Below are 18,789 nucleotides of genomic sequence, written 5' to 3'. Positions count from 1 at the left end.
GTCCGGTATCATCGGATCAGTCGCACCGTGCGGTCATGCCGCCATCGACGACGATTTCCGTGCCGGTGACAAAGCGGGACTCATCGCTTGCGAGGAAGAGTGCCGCCTGCGCAGTGTCGCGGCCGTCGCCCATGAAACCAAGCGGAATGCGCTTCAGCCGGCTGTCCAGCAGCGCGTCGACATTGCCGCCGCTGCGCTGCCCGGCGAGCCGCGCTTCGACCATCGGGGTGTGCAACTGCCCCGGCACGACCGTATTCACGCGGATGCCCTTGGGCGCATATTCGACCGCCGTGACGCGACCGAACTGGATGACCGCGGCCTTGCTCGCCGCGTAGCCGACCTGCGGCGATCCGGTGAAGCGGATGCCCGAAGTCGACGCGGTGTTGACGATCGCGCCGCCGCCGGCCTTTTCCATCTCGGGAATGGCATGCTTGGTGGTCAGGAACACGCTCTTGAGATTGAGGTCGAGCTGCGCGTCCCAGCGATCCTCCGCCAGCGCCACTGCGCCCCCCGCGGCGGAACCACCGACGTTGTTCACGAGCACGTCGACCTTGCCATAGGTATCGACGCACGCGGCCACCATCGCCGCGACAGCGTCGTTGTCGGTGACGTCGCAGGCGTAGGGCGTTGCCTCCCCGCCTGCCTCGCGGATGCGGCGCAGGGTTTCGTCCATCGCCGCGAGGTCGCGGTCGACCGCGAAGATCCGGGCACCGGCATTGGCAAAGAGGACGGCGACGGCGCGGCCATTGCCCCACCCGGGACCGACGCAGCCTGCGCCGGTCACGATCGCGACCTTGTCCTTCAGCCGGTCGTTGGGAACGAGCGTGTCGGTCATGTGATAATCCTCAAGTGAGTGACACAGGCAGTTCGGGCGCGACGCCGACCGGCGCGGGCACGTCGAAGACCTTGATGGTCATGGAGATGAGCGTGTAATATCCGGCGATCCCAACGAGATCGACGATCGCAAGTTCGCCGATCTCGGCTTTGAGCGCGTCGTAAATCGCCTGGTCGACCTGGCGCTCTGCGTGGAGCTGGCGCACGAAGTGATAAACTAGCCGCTCGTCCGTCGCCTCGAATGGCGGTTCGCGATCGTCGCGGATTGCGTCGATCACGTCGACCGACAGACCAGCCTCAATCGCGAACGGCTTGTGGGCCGCCCACTCATATTCGGCGAGCCAATGACGGCCCATCAGCAGGATGGTCAGCTCGGACAATCGTGCCGGCACACTGCTGTCATACCGGCAGTAGCGCCCCAACGCCTGCGCAGCTTGAGCCAGTTCAGGCCGATGCAGCCAGATGGCAAGCGGGCCGCGGACGCCCTTGCGGGGGCCGGTTGCGATCGCATCGTAAATCGGCTGCTGCGCTTCGGACAGACGCGCCGGATCGATGGGAGGAAGACGCGTCATGTGATAGCCTTTGCTTCGGGATTATTAGTGGAGGCGGCGGGGCCCTCGATCGGCCTTGCCGGCCCGCGCAGGAGGCTCCGCCCTGGAGCATGGCCGGTTTCGGCCTCAAAGGCGGCGGGGTTGAAACCGCCTTCCCAGCGGGCAATCACGAACACGGCCAGCGTGTTGCCGACGATGTTGGTGAGTGCGGTCGCGGTCGCCATGATCCGGTCGATACCAAAGAGCAGCCCCAGACCACCGAGGGGCAGCGTACGCACCGATTGCAACGTTGCGGCAAGCTTGATGAACGCGCCCCCAGCCACCGTCGTGCCGCCCTTCGACGTCAGCGCCAGGATGGCGAGCAATCCGACTTGCTGCCACAGGCTGAACGGCGTGTCGGTCGCCTGTGCGATGAACCCGATTGCGACCGCCATGTAGATCGACGTGCCGTCGAGATTAAAGCTGTACCCTGCCGGGAGGACGAACCCGACGACAACATCATCACACCCGCTCTTCTTGAGCTTCTCCAGCAACCGCGGGAAGGCGACCTCCCCTGAGGCGGTGCCGAAGACGAGCAGGATCTCCTCGCGGATGAGGCGGAGCATTGGGAGGAACGGCAAGCCGATTGCCCAGGCGATTGCCCAGAGGAAGACGAAGACAAAGAGCGCGGACGCGAGATAGTAAACGCCGATCAGCTTCAACAGGTAGAAGAGCGTCTCGCCGCCATTACTGCCAACCGCGGCCGCCATCGCGCCGAATGCGCCGAGCGGTGCGAGCTTCATCAGGAAGCTCAGCATCTTGAACAGAATTTTCTGCGCTTCGTCGATCCCGCGCACCGTCAGCGAGTCTGGACCACACACGCGGTTGATCGCGATGCCCGCGAGCAGCGAGATCAGAAGCACCTGCAGGATGTCGCCTGTGGCGAAAGCGTCGACGAGCGTGTGGGGGATGATGTGGAGAAAGAAGTCGACAGGTGCGATTTTGCCGGCGTTGACCGCAGCTGCAGGCTCGACAAGGTCGGTGGCATGCAAGCCGACGCCAGGTTGGAGTAGATTGACCGCGACGAGACCGAAAATCATCGCGATGGTGCTGACGACCTCGAAATACACCAGCGACTTGATGCCCATCCGCCCCAGCGCACGCATGTCGGAGACATGTGTCAGTCCATGAACAAGGGTCAGGAAGATGATCGGCGCGAGCATCATCTTGAGCAGCGCGATGAAGGCTTGCCCGATCGGCTTCATAGCCGTGCCCCAGGTCGGCGCTACCAGCCCGAGGATCACTGCCAGAACGAGTGCTATCAGCACCTGGACGTGAAGTTTCTTCAGATGCTTCAAGACGCGCCTCTCCAGGGTTCCGGGTTGTCACCCGTCGATTGTCCACTGCCCAGCACCGCGATGGATGAGGGTGCAATGATGTGCGGTCTACTGCCGCTTCTCTCTGGATGAATTGGTACGGTGTTCTGCGAGCTAGATCAAAAACCGTTTTTCTATGGCAGTCCATGCCGATCCGGCATATCAGGTGATATGGACATGAAAGAACTCCGCTCGTTCACGGCCATTGTCCACGCGGGCAGTTTCAGCCGAGCGGCAGAGGAACTGCACATCGCGCAGCCCGCGCTCAGCAGACAGATCGCGAAGCTCGAGGAAGAGTTGGGCGTCGCGTTGCTGATCCGCCACGGTCGTGGCGTCGCGTTGACCGCAGCTGGATCACGGTTGCTCGATCGTGCCGAGGTGATGCTGCAAAACGTGGCGGACACCGTCGATCATGTTCGCAGCGAGACCAGCACCGAACGCGGGCATTTAGCGGTCGGACTGACCCCCGCAATCGGTCAGGTGATCGGGCCGCAGTTAATTGCTCGATTTCGCGCGCTGTGGCCAAACGTGCTGCTTCACGTTCGCGAGGGGCTCAGCACTTCACTCCAGGCCTGGCTGCTAGACGGCAGCGTACAGGTCGCGATCGCGTACAACCAGCCGCTGATGGAAGCGTTCGACCTGCAGCCGCTTTTCACCGAACCGATGATGCTTGTGGGGCCTCCGAACGAGCAGCGTACTGCGGTTCGCTTCGGCGATCTCGAACGCCTTCCCCTGATACTCCCGGCACTGCCACACAGCAATCGCAGGCTGATCGAACAGGCTGCTGCGCAGAACGGCGTCCGCCTCGACGTCGTTCTCGAAGCCGACAGCGTGATGCTGACAAAGGCGCTGGTGCGACGAGGCGACGGTTATTCTATTATCGCGCATGCCGCGGTCTGGCAGGACCGCGATGCGGGCCACCTTAGCGCTTTGCCGATTGAGCGCCCGGCCCTTCGGTCGTCTGTATCAATAGCTCGCCTGCGCGATCAACGTGTCACGCCCCTGATGCAAAGTTGGATCGCTCTTCAAACAGAAGAGCTAAGGTCACTTGTCCAACACGGGCAGTGGCAAAAAATGGCTACCTGGATAAAGCACGGCAGCGTTTAAACCCCGTATCAGGCGGGGTTATGTGGTGGCGGAGGAGACCGACGGGTTTGTTCGGCGCTCCGGTGCCATCGGCGCGCCCACGCTACCGGCCCGCGTTGGTCGCAACGATCGTCGGATTTGGGATCTACATGCCGCTGTTCGGCGTGACGCTGTTGACCGTGACGATAGTCGAAAGGGTCCTGCTGCGTCGCTTGCCTGTAATGCGGCGCTGGCTGGGACCGGGGCCTCCCGTCCTTCGTACTGCCTGAGCAACGACCCTAGCTCGTGGGCAACTATGTGAAAAACCCCGCCGGAATCACGATCATGCGACAAACAGGTGTTTTACGCCATCTAAGCTACCTGCTGGCGCAGACTTTCGCTCGATCACAAAGCTGATCGGGAATACCTCGTCACAGTTTGCAAAGATCATCACTGCCGTGTTGGGAGAAGCCGGAAACTACCAAGCACGCGGCTGCCCACCGACCCGCTTAGCTGCGGCTGATTCTATCTCGTTTAAGTCGGCTTGCGTCAGAGCGCCGGCTGCGAGCATCTTTCGCATCAACTCGTCCAATAGGGCCGCAAGGAAGTGTATTTCACGTCGTTCTGAGCCCGTGTCTTCGCCCTCGGTGTTTACTTCCATGCGCCGTTCCCTGGTTCGCCGTGCACTTTAGACACGGCCATTAACGTCCGCTAGGCGAGCATGTTGCACACCCCGCGTCATAAATCCGGGCAACCGTTTTCGTCGCGGAAGGATCTACGTCACTCAAAATGTCGGACATAAATACTTGGGTCAGGAGCGTATCTGAGAAGGTCGACCTGTCGTCACTGACTCGTGCACGACAGAAGGATATCCTCCGACGACAGCCTCTTGATCGTCTCAAGACGCGATCGCCGATCCTGCATGTTACGACTTACGTGTTTCTTCCGACAGGGCGTTCGATCATGTTTGCATCTTCCCGGATCATCAGCCGTCCGCTCGCGCCCGCGCAAACAGCCGTTTAAAGTCACTTGTCTCGATCGCTCCCATCGCCAGCATACGTCCGGCAAGATAGCCCGGGGTGCCGGTCAGACCGATCGAATAGGCCTCTTGGCCGTTTGCACGCAAGCGCGCGGCGACGACTTCTGCATGTAAAGCAAGCCACTTCGTCGCGCGCTGCCAGTCCCCTCCAGCACTGGTAACGGCGTCTCGCAGCATGTCGTCGTCGATTATACGACTGTCGGTCATCAGTTGGCGATGAATGGCCGGATAGATTTCCTGTTCGGCACAGGCGAGCGCGATGCTCGCAGCACGTTCGGACGGTGGACCGAAGATCGGCCAGTCCTTATAGATGACCCTAACCTTGCTATCGCGTTCCACCGCCTCTTCCAAAGCGTGGAAGGCATGACGGCAGGCGGGGCAGCGGTAATCGGTGAAGACGGCAAGCCGGAGCGTCGCATCGGCTGGACCTTGCTCGGGTGAATTTCCACTGGTCAGGATCAGGTCGGCGGTCGCCCCAACATCCCGACCGATTGGAGCCGTGCGACGCAGCACCTGCCCGACTGCCCAGCCAGCCACGACGACAGCCCCAAGCCCTACCGCCTGCCTCCGATTAAGTGGCTCTGGCATATTCAGCTCGTCCGAGGCTTGCTGAAAGCCGCTGCGACTAGACGGCGTAAAGTCGGCAGATCGATGGCCCCGGCTACCACTTGCGCGCCGATGAGCAGCGGTCGTGTCCCGTTGCATGAGCCGAATGAGCCTTGGGCCGGCATTCGGCCAGCTAATTGCAAATTGGCTCGGGCGGCAGTGGGAGATGTTTAGCCGCAATATTTTGCCGGGGCCGGCCTTGCTTGTGCGTCGGCGAGTACACGTCGCTCATCTACGGCCTCCTTACATAGCCTGATTCAGATCGAGCCTCTTGCATCAATGGGTCCGGTACAATTCGCGATCGCATCAGTAAAAGGGCGCAAAAATGAGCGATAGGGTTCGGCCACGCCAAGTCCATCCGTATTTATAGGACGACGCACCTGAAGTCCGCTGGCGGTACTGACGCGGCGCTTGGTGAGATGTGGCGTATGCACCGCATCTTCCTCGCCAAGTCCGCAATGCGAAATAATGTTCGACGTCCAGAGTGCCGGTTTCCCCACCATGTCGGCAAAGGGAACGATCAACAGTCGGTCACCAAGCCGTCGCTTCCAGAAGGCCATCAGTTTTGCCTCGAGTTCAAAATGGTGCGCAATGTCGTCGAGATCGAAACTCCACCCGACTCCGTGAATGAAGAAGGTACGGAAGCAGGACCACGCGTTATCCAGTGGATCGCGCTGCATCCAGATGAGCGGGACGTTGGGGAAGATCGTCGCGATTAGGCCTAGGTAGCGACTGGCATCGATGGTTTTGTCAACGATCCGTCCGGCAGATCCGGCGCGCTCCGTCAGCAGATGCAGGTACAGCTCGCCGAGCGCGATAAGCGTGCCGCCCCCGGCGAGATATTGATCAATGGCGTGGCCTGATACGCCACCGGCAGTGACGGCTACATGCTGGATGACGTTAAGTTCTCCGCCGTCGTGCACCTGACTGTGGCTTGCAAGTATATGTTCAACAAGCGTTGTCCCCGACCGAGGCAGGCCCGTGACGAAAATCGGGCGGTCGGTATCGGCGGTCGCATGCGTTTGCATTCGCTTGAAGAATTCCGCATCGAAGCCCGTCATCGCGGAAAGTGCATTGGCGGCGTTGGCGTCACGACTATACGGTGTCTCTGATTTCAGCAACGCGGCACCTCGCAAATAGGCCGAGAACGCGGCTGCCGGATCCTTGCGGTCGGCATGCAGCTTACCACGTGCGTAGCAATATCGGGCCAGGTCGGCGGGACCCTGGCGTTCAGCGGCAGCAGCTTCGGCGAGCATTTGTTCGGCCATCCTATCCTCTGCAAGATTTCCCGTGCTGGCGAGCGAGAGCCAGGCGGGTCCCCACCCGGGGCGATGTTCCAGCGCATTGAGAAGATGCCCGCGCGCGGCGTCGGAATGCCCCAGCGTCAGCGCAATGTTGCCCAGAACATAGGCATGGCCTGCGCGGTCAGGTACATTTTCGGGAAGCTGGATCAATAGATCATGCGCATCCTGCTGCCGGTGGGCCTGTGTCAGAAGCACGACCTTTGAATATCGCGCCATAGCCGGGTTGGCGGCTGAAGCGATAAATGCATCGATTGCGCGAAGTGCCAGCGTATATTCGCCACTGACCTGCATTAGATGCGAAATTGTCTTCCAATGCTCGCCGATTGGGGCTTGCTCATCAAGCAGTGTTACCACGGCGCGATTCGTCGCCACGCGATCACGCCGGCTCAGCGCTGCTTTCAATTGCGCCAGCCTCGCCGTCAACTTCAAGTTTATGGTTGCGGGCATTGTCGCTGGTCTATCCTCTCATGGCGCCGAAACCACGCCCTTCTGTGCATGGCCGATGCATTTAAATCACACAACTGACCCAACCGTGCAAACATGGTTTTGGGCGTTGACAAAGCCGCTGCCGGTCAACAGGATTGAGTTAACATGCTGTTAATCATAAGCGCCGTGGACGACGCTTCGGACATATTTTTGGGGTGTGAATATGCGGGCTAAAAGTCTTTTCGGGTACGGCGCGGCGATGATTGCCCTGATCTCTGCTCCTGCAGGCGCTGCCACGATTAACCTCATCGATCTGGGCGGCGTAACTGGTTCCAAATCGGAAATGGGCTTCCAGATTGCGGCTTCCTATTGGGGGTCGATGTTCACCAATACAGCCGTCATCAATCTGGGGGTCGGCTTTTCCGCGCTTGGACCCGGCATCATCGGATCGACCGGCAGCACGCGAGCAGATTATTCGATCGCGAACTGGGAAGCGGGGGTCAATTCGACAAAGAGCGGATCGTATATCGATCAGAACATCGTGCTTCCGACGCTGACCAGCGGCGCGGCGAGCTTCATCACTAACGGTACGACGACGGTCGACGGTGTGATCAACGATGATTTGGGCAAACTGGCGTACAACAATGGGGCGACAACAAGCAGCCGGACATTGTATCTGAATACGTCGGTCATCAAGGCGATTGGCGGCGATACCGGTTTGTCATCGACGACCCGCGACGGTAACGTGACGTTCAGCAGCGATTTTGGTTTCGACTTCGATCCAACCGACGGCATATCAGCAAACACTTTCGACTTTATCGGGGTGGCCATTCATGAGATCGGTCATGCGTTGGGCTTTGTCTCGGGGGTTGACTTACTTGACGTCTACGGGATCGGCGACGGCCCAGGGTCGGGTGCTTTGGGTTACAGCCTGAACGATACGTCGATTTACAGCGCTCTGGACATGTTCCGGTACAGCGCCGATCCAACCGACATCCTGTTGGGGTCGGCTCCGTCACTTGATCTCTCGGTCGGGGGGATGAAGTATTTCTCGATCAATGGCGGCAATAGCGCGCTCTTCGACAACACGTTTTCGACGGGTCGTTACAATGGTGACGGGCAACAGGCGTCGCACTGGGAGGACGCAGAAGCCTGTAGCGTGGGCAACGGAATCATGGATCCGACTTTCTGTTATGGCCAAACAGGCGAAGTTACCGGCCTTGATCTGGCGGCGTACGACGCAATGGGCTGGAATCTGAGCAAGGACGCCTTGGCCTACGGGTCGGTGTCGACGGCGGCGATCTACAGCCAGTTTGCGCCTAGTGTCCCCGAGCCGTCGACGTGGTCGATGATGATCTTTGGGTTCGGGCTTGCCGGCGGGGCAATGCGGCGACGAGCGCGCAAAATCGCGGTGCGTACTCAATTCAAAACTGCATCGTAATCGCAACCGAGCGACGCACATCGACATGCCGTTGTGCGCCGCTCAAATTCGGCCGTCGTGTCCTCGATGGTATGTATTGGCTATCTGACCTGCAAAAAGAACAGGGGCGCAGGCCGAGCTTCGTGATCGGACATAAAGAACGATCCGCCAAAGTTTTCCCGGCAGACTAACGAGGCTAACGATCAGCCCCCGGGCGAGTTTTTCGCACTATAACAGCGGGGTGGGCCGTTAAGCGGGACGACGCGGTCCCGCCAGGTTTTAACAGGTCATTTTGCAAGCGACCTCAATCGCGCCTCGGCCTTGGTGGCACGAACGGCGCAGGCGTTCATTACAGCCTCTGCTTCTTTGCCCGGGATTCGCCGGTTCTGCCGGACAAGAGCGGCTTTGACTTGGGCTGGCGGACGGAAGTCAAGCCGCCCCATAAAATAGGCACCCACCGACGCCCCGATCTGGCGCCCTCGAGGGTTCTTCGATCCGGCGACCAGGGCATTGCTTACCATCACACAGCGGATTTCGTCGTTAACAGTCTGGGCGCTGGCGCTGGCTGGAAACCCCATCGCAGCGACCGCGATTAGAGCTGCGGAGCCCAGCAGATTGAGGGATTTTAAAGTCATTTCTGGAACTCCATATCCGGCAGCTGGTTCATCCGGCACGCCAGAAGTGGCAAATGTCCGTTAGCGTAAGCAAATATATATTGGTCAATTGGCTAAAGCTCCAATGGCGAATCCCGAAAACCATGCCAACCATACGTCGTACTCGTGTATCGGCTATGGGCATTTCAAGGGTGTTGCCTCTACGAATTATCTTGCCTGCAAGCCCTGCGCATGTGCCAGAGCAATCGGGTGAGAAATTTCAGCCATCAAAGGTTATTGAATATTTAACTAATGATTTCAACGAAAAGTTAACCACCAGCACGTCCACGTCAGTGTGGCTATCATTGATGTGAAAATCAGACAGGCCGTCTCTCGCCGCCTCAAGGCGCTCGAAGAGCACCTTCGGGCTTATTTGGCTCTCGAACCGCTCGAGATTGGAAATCGCTGACGCCGACCGCGCTGTTCACGATTTTCTACACGCCATTCATCGGTCAAATGTGCGGAAAACCCGGTCGTAATCACCGCTGTGCGACAAACAGGTGTTTCCCGTCATTCGCCTTGGACAGTATCTGGCGCTGACAAGCCGCGCAATGAGCATCGACGTTTTAAAACACGAACGTCCACGGCTGTCGCGAAGCTTAGGCCTTCCGCGCCGCGAGGTGATGTCCGCTGCTTTACAAGCCGCTTAATAAAGCTTCGACTAAGCCGCCAATTCCGTCGGCAGGATCCGATCGCCGACCACCGTGAAGGTATCACCGTCGACAAGCACCTGAGGGCTCAACGGGCGGCAGTTATAGCTCGACGCCATGGCGGCACCGTATGCGCCGGTCGCATGGAATACCGCCAGGTCACCACGTCCGACGCGATCGATCGTTTGCGCCATGCCAAACGTGTCGCCGGTTTCGCAAACCGGCCCCGCGATATTAGCCACCATGGTTTCCCCGTTCGGTGCGACAGCGGTAAACCGGTGATAGGCGTCGTAAAGCGCAGGCCGTGCGAGGTCGTTCATAGCTGCATCCACGATAACGAACGGATACATGACGCCCGGCTTCACCCATATGACGCGGGTCATCAGAACCCCGGCTAGGCCAGCAATGACTCGACCAGGCTCGAACGTGAGGCGGGTGTTCCACTGCTCCGTCACTCGGGAGACCATCGCCGCATAGTCTGCAAAAGACGGCATCGTATCGCCGGCACGGTAGGGAATGCCCAGCCCACCGCCCAGATCGACACGTGTTATCGTGTGACCGCGCGCGCGCAGCTCGAACACCAGTTCGCCGACCCGCCGATAGGCAGCTTCAAGCGGGCCTAGGTCGCCGAGCTGGCTGCCGATATGGAGCGCTATTCCGTGGAGGTCTAACCCGTCCAGGCTCGCGAGACGGTCGAAGATGTCGGGTGCCTCGGCAATGGCGACACCAAACTTGTTCTCACGTTTGCCCGTCGAGATCTTCGCGTGGGTGCCCCCGTCGATGTCCGGGTTGACCCTCAGAACCGCACCCGCTCGGACCCCGCGGCTTTGAGCGAGACGCGCCAGAACACGTCCTTCCTCCTCCAGCTCCAGGTTAAACTGGCCGATCCCGGCATCCAGCGCATCGATGAGCTCGCGGTCGGTCTTGCCGACACCGGAGAATACGATCTCGGTGGGTGCCATCCCCGCATCAAGGGCGCGACGCAGTTCGCCTCCCGACACGATGTCCGCGCCATAGCCGCATTTGGCGAGCAGCCGGAGCACTGCGGTGTTTGGGTTGGCCTTGACCGCAAAGGCGAACCGGGCGGACTGAAGGTGACGGAGAGCGGCTGTGAAACCCTCGGCGGTGTGACGCAGGACACCAGCGGAATAGACATGGGCAGGCGTGCCCACCGCGTCGGCGATCTCCGGCAGTGGTACCTGCTCGGCATGAAGGATGCCGTCATGATAGTCGAAGAAGCTCATCTTCGGTCCTTGAATGATCATTGCCCGAAGCCGTCGACACCTTGGCCCCGTCGGCGAACACGTGCGGTATGAACCATGTCGACGGTGTGGCTGTGCCCCCGCCGTTCAGCCCGAAACATCTGCCCAACCCGTTTGCCGTGGATCATCAGCGGCAGGCCGAGCAGCGCCAGCGGAAAGAAGACAATCATCAATGGCGAACCATCGACGGCCGTGCACAAGGCGCAGGAGATGGCCGTCAGCGTAAAGCCGCCAGCTTTCCATTGCAGGTCGCGCCGGGTCATGCTGCCTGCCTGTGTGTAACGGCCGATATCGGGTCGCCGATGACAAGGTCGCCGGCAGCAGCCAGTAGCCCGGCGATGCCGGACTGATCGCTCTCCCCGTGACGGTCGTGGCATAGCACGATGTCGGCTGGGAAATCGGCTTCCCGTGCCAACGCCTGCGCCATATCGGCAAGCTCGAAGGTGAGGCCGATCGCAGGCTCGTGCAACCGTATCGCGGCTGCACCGGCACGCCCGATCATCGTCGGTGCTCCATCAATGCCGTGGCCCTCGATCGCGGTAAACCCGAGCACGCGAGCGTACCTTGCCGCTTCGATCAGCAGCGTTCCGCAAGCACAGTCGGCGTCGACGATACGAACGGAGTGCCGATGCCTTTCTCGGAGATCGAAAAGTGCAGATACGATACGCGGCCAACGCGGATCGCTCTGCGCGACGCGGCTGCCAGCAGTCACGGACGATGCCGGTCGCGTGTGGTTGGCTGACCCCGATGGTGCGCCATCCCATTGCATTCTGGTTGTCATGTCAGTGCCCTCTCAGGCTGCGCGGGGCAGCTGGAAATCAGCTGCGGTCACCGGACCGAACGGGATCAACGGAACCAGTGGGATGCCCGCCATTTCCAGGCTTGCATGGTAGATCTGGCATTCGCCTTTGGCGAAGCTCAGCGCCGCGCTGCGCGACACGAAACGGCCTTCCAATTTCTTGCCGTTATCCTGCACGAGCCAGTGGCCCGCCTTGTCTTGCCCGACGTAGATGACGAGCCCGCGTTCATCGGGCTCCGGATTGGGTTCAGACGACATGTTCGCCTTCGTGCCTCTATGATCGAGCGTCCAGGCGCCCGCGCACCCCAATTACGACCCCCGGCATAGTGATTCGAGATCGATTCCAGTAAACCCCATAGTGCGGCCGTAGCATTGGCAACGGCTCGTCGCATTTGCCGCCTTGGCGCTACAGCCAGCGCGTCCGGCGGAAGCGCCAGTACAGGCCAGAACAGATGGTCAGAATGACGCCGAGCGTGATCGGGTAGCCGTAAGGGTTGCGCAGTTCGGGCATATGTTCGAAATTCATGCCGTAGATGCCGGCGATCGCGGTCGGGACAGCGAGGATCGCGGCCCAGGCAGCCAGCTGACGAGTGATGACGCCGGTGCACTGCTGCTCGATCAGGTTGCTGAATTCGAATACCGATGTGAGGACCTCACGCAGGCCACTCGCCATCGCCTCGATGCGGCGAATATGATCGAGAACGTCGCTGAAGTAATGCCGTGCTTCGGCATCGACGCAGGGCAGATCGTTGCGCGCAAGCTTACGGGCGACCTCTTCCATCGGCACCAGAATGCGATCGAACCGCATCAGGTCGCGTCGCAACGAGAAGATGCGCGCGATCTGCGCACGGTCGAGGAACGTGTCGAGCATGCGCTCTTCCATCGCCGCGACTTCCTCCTCGAGCGCCGTCATCAACGGCAGATACCCATCGACGATGAAGTCGAGCACCGCATGGAGGACATAATCGCCCCCCTGCCCCAGAAGGTCGGGAGCGGCCTCAAGATGCTGGCGCAGTGTCTTGTGCGAGCGGGTGGACCCCTGACGCACGGTTATGATGTGGCTGTGACCCAGGAAGGTCGCAGTCTGGCCATAGACGATATGGCCGTCAGTCAGATGCGCTGTACGCCCGATCACGAACAACTGGTTACCGTAAACATCGACCTTGGGTAACTGCCCGTCCTTCAGGGCGTCCTCGACCGCCAAAGGATGCAGACCATATAGCTCACGCAGCGTATCGAACTCGTCTTCGCACGGGTCGGACAAACCGATCCAGACGAACTCCGACCGGTCGCTCGGGCAATCGACACGTTCGTCGATCGAGACCTCACGAACACGGCGACCGTGCCGGTAAAGGTAGGCGGCAATGACAGGCACAGCAAAGCGCGATCAGCGCCAAATCGACAGGATGGAGCGTCTGGTCCCGAGCAGAGGCTTACCGTGCGGCGTGTTGCGAGAGACCAAGCGCCGCGACGTCCGAATAGCGTGACGTGCCTGCATCAAGGCGGCGCCGTGTCGGGTATCGTAAATGCGTCCATGCACCTTTATCGGTTCCATCAGCCTTGCAGCGATGTCCGCCAGCTGTGTCTCAGGCGTTAGGCTAGAAGCGTTGCCCCGCTCTAGAAGCTTGCCGCCATGCACCAGCAGGAGGATACCGGCGCTTGCGAGCATGAAGGTCAACAATCCAAGTGCGAATTCCGCAGTTTGCGCCGGTCCTTGGTTAGCCGCCTGGTAGACCGAGCGGTGCACGAGGGTCGATGCCCCCGATGCCGCGATCAGCATCACGCCGACGAGACGGGGCGGTAATCTAGGCACGAGCGGTTTCCGGCAATCCGACCCCGTCGGTGCGTAGGCTCAGACGACCAGCGATCCGTGGCTGAAACCCTGCGGACGTCGCGATTGCAACGGTGGTGCGGCCACGCCGCTCGCCTTGAGCAAAGCGTTCCGCAGCTTGGGCGGAGGGGAAACGTCCCAGCATCGCCCCTGCACTCTCGCGTACCGTCCAGCTGCCATCGGTATCGCGTCCAACCACGAGCAATGCAGGTTCCGTCGTATTCATGGCTTTCGAGTTCTCCGGAGGCAGGAAGGTGTCACGAGACCGGGGGCGCCAGCGCTCGCTAAGCTCGATTTCATCGGACAGATGGTGGCCGAGCATCACCAGCGCGCTGCCGGCGCTCGCTCCCAGGAAGCATATCGCTGCAAAAGCGTACGCAAATACGCCGGCATTCTGAGATGAAATATGCATCGCGCTCAGTATTAAAGCCGCAGCGTACGCTATAGCGCAGAGAAGAAGTCCAGAGGCGCGCAAACCGAGATCCGCACGCCGCGACCGATGCCACGCCGTCATGCCACTATCCTTGTTGTGGCAATCCAGTTATCGGCCTCGACATAGCAATTCGAGATCGATTCGGCATTTCTGCGTAGTGCCCGCATAGTGCGGGCCGATTTCTCCGGCGAACGGCGCGATCTTGTCGATGATCATCCGCTGCACCTGGGACCGTGGCCGCTTTAATGCCGTCCGATCCCGAAAGCCGCCAGTCTAAAATCCATCAATTATCGCCATGCAGCGGTAAGATGCGCGGAAAACCCGGTCGTAATCACGACTGTGCGAAAAACAGGTGATTTTGGACGGTAGCCGCAGCCTCCTCGGTTTCCGGAAAAGCTGGCTACAAAAACCGCTACCGTGCGAGCCTTTTCCAACCAAGCCAGATACCACTTATCGACGTCACCACACCGGCGATCGAGAACACCCAGATCAGTCCATCCCAGGCCGGCCGGTGCAATGTCAGCGTGTTCAGATCCCATCTGTGGAGGAGGTTGAATACCCAGCGGTACACCCTCTGTCGTTCATCAACCGTCCGGAGAACTTCCCCGGTAGCGGGATCGACATAGAACCAAGTCTGCGCCGGATCGGCAAAACGCAGCCGCAACACTGGTAGACGCGGTAGCATCCCGACCGCATACCAGTATGCATCGGGCGCCGTCAGGCAATCGACCGAGAGTAGCGGCGCGGAGCTCTCCAGATGACGTACGGCCCTCACGATGGCCACCTCTGTAGCTTGGGATGGCGCGAGTGTGACCGCATTCAACACTACTCGCCGCCCGTCGTGATAGGACAGCAGGACGAGGGGGGTTCCCGCATGGTGAGTCAAGTGCGCTATCACCGCACCCTCGCCTGCTATGCGGAGCCGGTCGAGTGCTAGGTCCGGCATCGGATCAGAGGCCTGATAGATCCGCATAGCCGCCTCGTCTGGCTTCGTCCCACGAAACAGATGGCCGGGATCGACCGACAGCCAACCGCTAAAGATCCAGGCAACTAGGAAGGCACCACCCACCAGCCCCGCGACATGATGCCAGAGCATCCAGCCGTTGTAGGGTGTCATTCGCCCGCCCTTGAAGCGCCGTGCGCCGATGCGGGTCCGCAGGATCCCAATCCACATTCCCGCGACCGCCGCAGCGATGCAGGGACCAGACACCCATAGCACGACCTGACGCCAAGCCGTTTGATCCTGTCTTAGAACCGTCGGATAGAGCCAGTGCGGCACCGAGCCGACCCAATTCCAGAACCGCTCGCGACGGGTGGTCACTTGAACGACGGCGCCCGTATTCGACGACACATAGGCCTCCGTGCCGGAGGCGTCGGCCAGCGCAACCTTCCAAAGGGGACGGTGCCGATCGAAGCCGCCAGCAACCGTCCACTGATCCCGGGTCAGCCGTTCTACGTGCTTCGTCGGTGCGTTGCCAAAGCGGCCAGCGACCCGACCAGCATAAAGAGCATCGACTGGTCGCAAGACGGTACCGCGACTGGCGGCAAAAGTGGTGTGCGTTCCATCCCACCCGGTCACGCGCCAAACAGGCGTGCCGTCGCGCATCTCGAGCAACAGTTCCTTCGGTAGCCGTCCGCCGTCTAGCGGGGGCGGCACGTTCACTGCTGCCCAGTCGAGCGCATCGCTTCCAGCCAGCTTCTGCGCTGGCGAGAGGGAGGGATAGGGCACGTAGAGCATCACCAGCCCGGACAGAAACCACATGGCGAAGAACAGGCAACTGGCGATGCCGATCCAGCGATGTACGAGGTACAGCCAGCGCCGGGCAGTCTTGGCAAACTCCGGTCGCATGAAGGCGTTAAAAGCTAGCACGGAACGACACGTCGATTGAGCGGGGACGACCAAGAACCCACTGCTGATTGTTGTACGTGCTGAGCGCATAGTCCCGGTCGAACATATTGTAGGCGTGGATATCGACTGCGAGGTGCGGCGTCACCGCATAGGAGAGCGTGGCATCGACCGTGGTGTAGCTGGGAACGCGGAAGCTGTTGGCGTTGTCCGAATAGCGACGCCCGACATAGCGCAACCCGGCGCGCGCCTGGAGCGCGCGCGTGGCGTTCCAGCGTAGCCAGAGATTGGCGAGCGTCTCGGGGACGTCCGGCGGGGTGTTGCCGTCGAAGCGCGTGCCGCCCGAGGTAAAATCGTCGAACGTCGCGTCGAGCACGCTGCCGTTCGCATCGATCCCGACGCCGTAAGGCAGATCGAGCGATATTGCGGCCTCCATGCCCTTGGCCGATCGCTGGCCGACCTGCTCGACCGGGCTCGTCGGGGTCAGCTGCGCCAGCAGGCGCTTCTTGACGATGCGGTAGGCGGCGAGCGTCGCGGTGCCATGCCCGTCGAGGAACACTGCCTTGGCGCCGACCTCGACCTAGTCGCCGACCGCATTGCTGAACTGAACCTGCCCGGTCGAATAGGTCGTCAGCGTCCCCAGCGGGTCCACGCCGGTGGCATATTGCGCATAGAGCGACACCGTCGGGATCGGCTGATAGACGCTCCCGACCCGCCAAGTCACATTGTGCAGCCGCTTGTCGAGTGCGAACGTCTCAGTGCTGGCGCCGCCTGGATAGTCGATCGACCAGCGGCGGATCGCGTCGCGCTCGTAGCGCACGCCGCCGACGATCGAGACGTGCGTGCCGAGCTTAAGCCGGTCCTCGGCGAAGACGGCATATTCGGTGGTCCGCGTCCGATAGCGCGGTGCGATCCCCTGCGTATCGACGACCAGACCGGGATCGAACGCGAAGGGATCGACCTCCGAGACCTGGGGATCAGACCCGAAATTGTGGGAGTAGGTCAGTTTGATGAGGTTGACGTCGAAGCCCATGACAAGGTCGTTGCCGACGCCATCGGCGATGCCTGTTCGCAGCGTCACGCTGCCCTGATCGCCCCACTGCGTCTGGTCGTGGACGATGCCGGTCATGTCGGTGCGCAGGACGCCGCCGGGTGTGCCGGTGTTGCCACTGCCGTTGGCGCAGACCCCGTCTGCGGCGACCCAGCAATAGGTTTCGAGATTGAGCCAGGAGCGTTTGGAGGTGAGGCGATAGGCCTGGTTGCTGACGGCGACCGCATCGCTCGGCGTCCAGTCGATCTGCAGGCTGGTGCGGTTGTCCCGGTAGCGGATGACGCCGTCGCGGGTGTTGTAGTTGCGTTCCCGGATGCGGTCGTCGAGCCGACCGTCGATCAGCGGCGTGCGGAAATAGCGCATCGGCTTCTGGTCGCCATAATCGTCCCGCGCGGTGACGACGAGCGTGTCGGTCGGCGCCCAGCGCAGCGTGCCCGACACGGCATCGCTGCGCGACTGGCCGCGATCGACATAGCCGTCCGATCGGCGATAGCTGCCGTCGATGCGGTAGGAGAGGCGCTCGGTGACCGGCCCCCCTGCACCCGCCGCGACATGGAAGCTGTCCTGCGAGCCATAGCCGATCTCCCCCTCCACGTGCGTCCGCTGCGTATCGGGTTTGCGCATCAGGACATTCACCGCGCCGCCCAGTGCGCCCTGGCCGTAGAGCACCGAGGCCGGGCCGCTCAGGATGTCGATCCGCTCGACCATCCACGGATCGGTCGGAAAGGTGATCGTGCCGGCAGCCGGGAACAGCCTGATGCCGTCGATCAGCTGGAGTACGGAGCCCTGACCGCTGAAGCCCCGCGCGGCGAGTGCGGTGCCGCCATTGCCGGGATTGCCCGCGTTGCTGATGCCCGGTGCGCGGCTCGTCGCGTCGATCACGGACAGGTCGCCACGCGCGGATCGTGGCGCCGTCGATGACCGAGAGCGTCGCGGGAGTCTCGAGCGGCGTGAGGCCCAGGCGGCTGCCGGTCGCATTCGGCGTGGTGAGCGTGCCCTGGGCATGCTGTCCGACGACCAGGATGTCCCTGGTATCGGGATCCGGCGCGGTCTGCGCGTCGAGCGGTGCTGCGAAGACAGGCGACAGAATAGCCCCCGCGAGCGCGAGGCGAGACAATAGGAACGGCATTACGGTAATCCCCCGGGCGTCTGGCGAACCCGGCAGGGACCTCCCGCGAACGGCCGACATCCGCGCCAGCCGGACGCGATTGCGACCGGCACGCATGCCCGTGCGGTCCCCACCGCACACGTCGTCGCTCGACGGAGTACCGTGCCGCGGCCACCCCCTGGGCCAGGCAAGAGCGACCAGACGCCGGCAGGTCTCCTGGCTCACAGGTCATCACACGATGCACGGCCTTCCCAGGCCTTTATGACAGAACGTCCGGCCCAGTGGCTGCCCCTCCCTGTGAAGGAAGAAGCGATATGCATCGCGCTCGCCGCTTACAGTTGCAGGGACAGCCCCGGATTCAGGCGGCGAACCACCCTCACCGCGTTCCCTATTAAGCCCCTCTCAGGACACCGACGCGATCATGCCAGCCTGCTTCAAAAAGCAGGTCAGCGGCGCTGATGTATCCCGATCAATGCTCTTGGGCAATCGCCATAACCGAACGTCACGGTGTAGCGTTCAGGCGGCGTCCTCTAGCGCAACCTGCTTTTCTAATAGC

At 61.2% G+C, this 18,789-nt stretch carries 16 protein-coding genes, 1 pseudogene and 1 riboswitch; of the genes and pseudogenes, 2 read left to right on the top strand and 15 right to left on the bottom strand.

Annotated elements, in window-relative coordinates:
• Positions 1-16: 16 nt before the first annotated feature.
• From J3A66_RS18625 to J3A66_RS18615, 3 genes are read right to left on the bottom strand one after another with little or no spacing between them, the layout of a single operon-like run.
• Positions 17-835, bottom strand: coding sequence for an SDR family oxidoreductase (locus tag J3A66_RS18625; RefSeq protein ID WP_209570662.1), 819 nt, complete (start codon positions 833-835; stop codon positions 17-19).
• 10 nt (positions 836-845) lie between these two features.
• The gene (locus tag J3A66_RS18620; RefSeq protein WP_209570661.1) at positions 846-1,406 is read right to left on the bottom strand and encodes a hypothetical protein; all 561 of its coding nucleotides are present in this window, start codon (positions 1,404-1,406) and stop codon (positions 846-848) included.
• Complete coding sequence (locus tag J3A66_RS18615; protein WP_209570660.1) at positions 1,403-2,722, bottom strand: cation:dicarboxylase symporter family transporter; 1,320 nt, start codon at positions 2,720-2,722, stop codon at positions 1,403-1,405. The genes J3A66_RS18620 and J3A66_RS18615 overlap by 4 nt, the downstream gene beginning before the upstream one ends.
• Positions 2,723-2,917: 195 nt before the next feature.
• Here J3A66_RS18615 and J3A66_RS18610 point away from each other — a divergent pair, with 195 nt between their 5' ends.
• Positions 2,918-3,847: a LysR family transcriptional regulator gene (locus J3A66_RS18610; RefSeq protein WP_209570659.1), complete on the top strand. Its 930-nt coding sequence runs from the start codon at positions 2,918-2,920 to the stop codon at positions 3,845-3,847.
• A 943-nt stretch (positions 3,848-4,790) separates the two neighbouring features.
• On the opposite strand, the gene J3A66_RS18605 is transcribed toward J3A66_RS18610, so the two are convergent.
• Entirely contained in the window at positions 4,791-5,381 is a 591-nt protein-coding gene (locus J3A66_RS18605; protein ID WP_334010961.1) for a DsbA family protein, read from the bottom strand.
• A 326-nt stretch (positions 5,382-5,707) separates the two neighbouring features.
• Entirely contained in the window at positions 5,708-7,201 is a 1,494-nt protein-coding gene (locus J3A66_RS18600) for a sulfotransferase (RefSeq protein WP_209570658.1), read from the bottom strand.
• A gap of 238 nt (positions 7,202-7,439) precedes the next feature.
• Here J3A66_RS18600 and J3A66_RS18595 point away from each other — a divergent pair, with 238 nt between their 5' ends.
• Positions 7,440-8,621: an NF038122 family metalloprotease gene (locus J3A66_RS18595; protein ID WP_209570657.1), complete on the top strand. Its 1,182-nt coding sequence runs from the start codon at positions 7,440-7,442 to the stop codon at positions 8,619-8,621.
• A gap of 266 nt (positions 8,622-8,887) precedes the next feature.
• On the opposite strand, the gene J3A66_RS18590 is transcribed toward J3A66_RS18595, so the two are convergent.
• The 10 genes and pseudogenes from J3A66_RS18590 to J3A66_RS18545 form a co-directional block, all read right to left on the bottom strand.
• On the bottom strand, positions 8,888-9,235 hold the full coding sequence (locus J3A66_RS18590; RefSeq protein WP_209570656.1) for a hypothetical protein: 348 nt from the start codon (positions 9,233-9,235) through the stop codon (positions 8,888-8,890).
• Between the two features lie 679 nt (positions 9,236-9,914).
• Complete coding sequence (gene lysA, locus J3A66_RS18585) at positions 9,915-11,147, bottom strand: diaminopimelate decarboxylase (protein ID WP_209570655.1); 1,233 nt, start codon at positions 11,145-11,147, stop codon at positions 9,915-9,917.
• 17 nt (positions 11,148-11,164) lie between these two features.
• Entirely contained in the window at positions 11,165-11,428 is a 264-nt protein-coding gene (locus J3A66_RS18580) for a hypothetical protein (RefSeq protein WP_209570654.1), read from the bottom strand.
• On the bottom strand, positions 11,425-11,946 hold the full coding sequence (locus J3A66_RS18575) for a class I SAM-dependent methyltransferase (protein ID WP_245337153.1): 522 nt from the start codon (positions 11,944-11,946) through the stop codon (positions 11,425-11,427). Before J3A66_RS18575 ends, J3A66_RS18580 begins: the two co-directional genes overlap by 4 nt.
• 12 nt (positions 11,947-11,958) lie before the next feature.
• The gene (locus J3A66_RS18570) at positions 11,959-12,222 is read right to left on the bottom strand and encodes a hypothetical protein (protein WP_209570653.1); all 264 of its coding nucleotides are present in this window, start codon (positions 12,220-12,222) and stop codon (positions 11,959-11,961) included.
• 148 nt (positions 12,223-12,370) lie between these two features.
• Positions 12,371-13,339 (bottom strand): magnesium and cobalt transport protein CorA, encoded by a 969-nt coding sequence (locus J3A66_RS18565; protein ID WP_209570652.1) that lies wholly within the window; start codon positions 13,337-13,339, stop codon positions 12,371-12,373.
• A 12-nt stretch (positions 13,340-13,351) separates the two neighbouring features.
• Positions 13,352-13,747 carry a hypothetical protein gene (locus J3A66_RS18560; RefSeq protein WP_209570651.1) on the bottom strand — a complete coding sequence of 132 codons (396 nt, stop codon included), beginning with the start codon at positions 13,745-13,747 and terminating at the stop codon, positions 13,352-13,354.
• A gap of 22 nt (positions 13,748-13,769) precedes the next feature.
• Positions 13,770-14,309, bottom strand: a complete 540-nt coding sequence (locus tag J3A66_RS18555; RefSeq protein ID WP_209570650.1) for a hypothetical protein — start codon at positions 14,307-14,309, stop codon at positions 13,770-13,772.
• Positions 14,310-14,640: 331 nt separating this feature from the next.
• On the bottom strand, positions 14,641-16,098 hold the full coding sequence (locus J3A66_RS18550; RefSeq protein WP_348634098.1) for a hypothetical protein: 1,458 nt from the start codon (positions 16,096-16,098) through the stop codon (positions 14,641-14,643).
• Positions 16,085-18,007 (bottom strand): annotated as a pseudogene (locus tag J3A66_RS18545) (TonB-dependent receptor). The gene J3A66_RS18550 and the pseudogene J3A66_RS18545 overlap by 14 nt, the downstream one beginning before the upstream one ends.
• Positions 18,008-18,421: 414 nt before the next feature.
• A riboswitch (cobalamin riboswitch) is annotated at positions 18,422-18,663 on the bottom strand.
• Positions 18,664-18,789: the final 126 nt, after the last annotated feature.

Origin of the sequence: Sphingomonas sp. PvP018 (assembly GCF_017876865.1) — a bacterium.
Taxonomy (GTDB): Bacteria; Pseudomonadota; Alphaproteobacteria; order Sphingomonadales; family Sphingomonadaceae; genus Sphingomonas; species Sphingomonas aerolata.
The sequence above is the reverse complement of the archived record's forward strand: the minus strand, read 5'-3'. Positions and strand labels throughout refer to the sequence as shown.

Coding starts and splice junctions, on each gene's coding strand:
- J3A66_RS18625 (WP_209570662.1), bottom strand. CDS start 835: ATGACCGACACGCTCGTTCCCAACGACCGGCTGAAGGACAAGGTCGCG.
- J3A66_RS18620 (WP_209570661.1), bottom strand. CDS start 1,406: ATGACGCGTCTTCCTCCCATCGATCCGGCGCGTCTGTCCGAAGCGCAG.
- J3A66_RS18610 (WP_209570659.1), top strand. CDS start 2,918: ATGAAAGAACTCCGCTCGTTCACGGCCATTGTCCACGCGGGCAGTTTC.
- J3A66_RS18600 (WP_209570658.1), bottom strand. CDS start 7,201: ATGCCCGCAACCATAAACTTGAAGTTGACGGCGAGGCTGGCGCAATTG.
- J3A66_RS18595 (WP_209570657.1), top strand. CDS start 7,440: ATGATTGCCCTGATCTCTGCTCCTGCAGGCGCTGCCACGATTAACCTC.
- J3A66_RS18590 (WP_209570656.1), bottom strand. CDS start 9,235: ATGACTTTAAAATCCCTCAATCTGCTGGGCTCCGCAGCTCTAATCGCG.
- lysA (WP_209570655.1), bottom strand. CDS start 11,147: ATGAGCTTCTTCGACTATCATGACGGCATCCTTCATGCCGAGCAGGTA.
- J3A66_RS18580 (WP_209570654.1), bottom strand. CDS start 11,428: ATGACCCGGCGCGACCTGCAATGGAAAGCTGGCGGCTTTACGCTGACG.
- J3A66_RS18575 (WP_245337153.1), bottom strand. CDS start 11,946: ATGACAACCAGAATGCAATGGGATGGCGCACCATCGGGGTCAGCCAAC.
- J3A66_RS18570 (WP_209570653.1), bottom strand. CDS start 12,222: ATGTCGTCTGAACCCAATCCGGAGCCCGATGAACGCGGGCTCGTCATC.
- J3A66_RS18555 (WP_209570650.1), bottom strand. CDS start 14,309: ATGACGGCGTGGCATCGGTCGCGGCGTGCGGATCTCGGTTTGCGCGCC.